Origin of the sequence: Haloferax sp. Q22, assembly GCF_001482285.1 — an archaeon.
Lineage (GTDB): Archaea > Halobacteriota > Halobacteria > Halobacteriales > Haloferacaceae > Haloferax.
In genome coordinates this window covers 1-2,812 of sequence record NZ_LOEP01000045.1, presented here as the reverse complement: position 1 = coordinate 2,812, position 2,812 = coordinate 1, and the positions used below count along the sequence as shown (strand labels likewise).

Below are 2,812 nucleotides of genomic sequence, written 5' to 3'. Positions count from 1 at the left end.
CACACTCGTTGCCTCCTCATTCCTTCCGAAAAGTAACACCGATAAGCCGCCGCAGTCATGCGGTTCTTCGCTTAGCTAAAGACGGATGACGCGCCAAGTTGTAATTGAACGTCATGTCATAGACTTTTCGTTCCTCGAACAGTTCTTGCGTGAGTTTATGAAAGGTGACGTGTTCACCGTCGGTGAGTACACGGTGGCCTTTGAGGAACACCCCCGGCTGAGGAAGGTGTTCTGGAACGAACTCGTCGTATTCGTCGAACAGACCGCTGTCGTCGCTGGAACCACCAAAGGGGGATGGGAATCCGATCATACGATAGCGTACGGTGGGACCCGACCTATGGTTGTTCCCGGATATGTTCACGTAGAAACGGGGGTTCGGATCCACTGTGTCGCTCAACAGTTACCTAACTGGGTCGAACATATCGGTATCTTCTGGGCCCTCAGCGGTGATGATTGCGAGCGCTCCTTTCCGTGCGACCCGTGAGAGCGCGTGGTCGACCAGCTTGAAGTCACCCGGCACTGGGAACGACATCGTCGCGACACAGGCACTTCCCGGGAGGACAGGAGTCGTCTGAACGTAGCGCATCGGTTCGCTGGCAAGCGCACCCTGTTCCCAGACTTCGTCCCAGACGCTGCCGATCGGGTGGAAGCTCGAGAACAGATTCGGCCCTCCAACCCCGTAGAAAATGCGGGCAGTCTCGCCGGTCTTCACGTTCATCTCGGCGTAGTTGTCCGGCGTAATTGCGTACTTCTCACCGTTCATCAGGACGTACGTCGGGTCCTCCATCGCCATTCGTGTGAAGTCGAACTCGTGGTGGCCCTTCTGTCCCGTCTTCCCGTTCGTGTAGAGCTCGTGCTGTCCGAGGTAGAACTCGTGGTCTACCTCGGGAAGACCCTCTTCCGGTTCGACGAGGATGATACCGAACATCCCCGCGGAGATGTGGTAGTCGACGTTCGCGACGGCACAGTGGTAGACGAACGCTCCGGGATATGTCACCTTGAACCGGAGTTGTCTCTCCTCTCCCGGGGCGACGTTCGTCGCTTCTGCCCCGCCGCCGGGACCACGGCACGCATGGAAGTCGACGTTGTGAACCATCGAGTTGTCCTCGTGGTTGCGAATGATGAGGTCGACAGTGTCCCCTACGCGTGTTCGAATGAACGGGCCGGGGACTTGTCCGTTAAACGTCATGTACGTGAACGTGACGCCAGGTTCGACTTCGGCAACTTGCTCGAGTGTCTCCAGTTCCACCGATACTGTCTCCGGTGACGTTCGGGTGATCGGTGCAGGGATATCGCGGGGGTCAGCCGCGATACGATTGACATCTACGGGCTTTGCTGGCCCGAGTTCCGTGTCCATCTGGAGTTGGAGTGGACTTGCCTGTACGTTGTTGTCTGGTGGTGTGCCGACAGTACAACCGGCCAACGCCATCGTCCCACCAAGTCCTGCCGCTTGGAGTACCCGCCGTCGAGTCGTAGTGTACGTCATAAGTATCTCTCTCAGGCTAAACATAGCGAAGAGACAGTATATATCGATATTTTCTCTCTCACGGGTTGAGAACCGAGTTCTACGGTTATATCTCCCACACAACTACTGACGTACATGATATCTACCGAGACCTGTACGAATGTCAATCGGCGATGGTTCCTAAAGGCAGCGGCAGTGGCCACTGTCGGGGGGGCGTCGATTGGTCCGATGCCTCCAGCTGCTGCACAACAGGAACTCGACCTCACGGGCTGGTTCAGTGACGTCTCGAATTACGATGGTATCACGGACGAACGCGGGAAAACACGAGTGACAGTAGAAGTCGGTGCGGAGGGGAACGGCGGTGGCTTCGCCTTCGGTCCACCGGCAGTCCGAATCGACCAGGGGGCGACAGTTGTCTGGGAGTGGACGGGAGACGGTGGAAGCCACAACGTCGTCGCAGAGGACGGCACTTACGGGAGCGAAATGGTCACGACCACGGGTGCGACGTTCGAACACACGTTCGCTACCGAGGGTGTGTCTCTCTATGCGTGTACTCCGCACAAGGCGATGGGAATGAAGGGTGCAGTGCTCGTCGGTGACGTCGAAGTGTCTGTGGCGACACCGAAACCGACTCCAACCCCTGAACCGGACTACGAATACGTCCCTCGGGAACCGGATTACGAAGGTTGGTTCGACGACGTCGATAACTTCGACGGAACTGTCGACATGCGTGGACACGAAGAGGTTCGTATTCAGGTCGGAGCGAACGGGAACGGCGGGGGCTTTGCACTCTCTCCACCGGCTGTTACTATTGATCCGGGTACTCGCGTCATCTGGGAGTGGGTAGGTGACGACGGTCCCCACGGATTCGCGGCTAGCGATAGAGAATACACCAGTCCGTCACAATCCACCGGGAGGTGGGGTCTGGTCTTCGACGGCGTTGGTATCAGTAAATACGCCTGTGAACCCCACATCACTAACGGGATGAAAGGGGCAATTGTCGTCGGTGACGTCTTCGAAGGCGTCTACGAGGTAACGACTAGCCAACTCGCAGTGTTCGGAAGTCTCGGTGCCGCATTCCTCTCGCCACTCGCGTTCGGTGTGTTCCTATGGGCACGTGACCGTCACGACGAGTAACCATACTCGGCCAGTGACATACGGTATTCTACGAACATATTTCAGATCTCGTTCAACAAGAACGAGCCTCACCCGATATTCTCAGAGATGGCCCGAGCGGAACACACAATCGTTCTGAAAGGCTGTGTTGAATCGCCATACGGCGTAGGTTTTCACTGTTTCACGGCACGCTTGATGTTGTAAACGACACACATCAGGGCAATCTCACGG

Annotated in this window: 2 protein-coding genes and 1 pseudogene; 1 reads left to right on the top strand and 2 read right to left on the bottom strand. The window is 56.8% G+C overall.

Annotated features, from left to right (window positions below):
• Positions 1-88: 88 nt before the first annotated feature.
• Both AM590_RS20140 and nirK read right to left on the bottom strand, forming a co-directional pair.
• Positions 89-310, bottom strand: a pseudogene (locus AM590_RS20140) (hypothetical protein); the annotation flags it as partial.
• Positions 311-400: 90 nt separating this feature from the next.
• Positions 401-1,486 carry a copper-containing nitrite reductase gene (gene nirK / locus AM590_RS18380; protein WP_058828742.1) on the bottom strand — a complete coding sequence of 362 codons (1,086 nt, stop codon included), beginning with the start codon at positions 1,484-1,486 and terminating at the stop codon, positions 401-403.
• A 114-nt stretch (positions 1,487-1,600) separates the two neighbouring features.
• On the opposite strand from nirK, the gene AM590_RS18375 reads away from it, so the two are divergent.
• The gene (locus AM590_RS18375) at positions 1,601-2,602 is read left to right on the top strand and encodes a halocyanin domain-containing protein (protein WP_157575488.1); all 1,002 of its coding nucleotides are present in this window, start codon (positions 1,601-1,603) and stop codon (positions 2,600-2,602) included.
• The last annotated feature ends 210 nt before the right edge of the window (positions 2,603-2,812 follow it).

Excerpts from the sequence above, each read along its gene's own strand:
- nirK (WP_058828742.1), bottom strand. The coding sequence starts at position 1,486 with ATGACGTACACTACGACTCGACGGCGGGTACTCCAAGCGGCAGGACTT.
- AM590_RS18375 (WP_157575488.1), top strand. The coding sequence starts at position 1,601 with ATGATATCTACCGAGACCTGTACGAATGTCAATCGGCGATGGTTCCTA.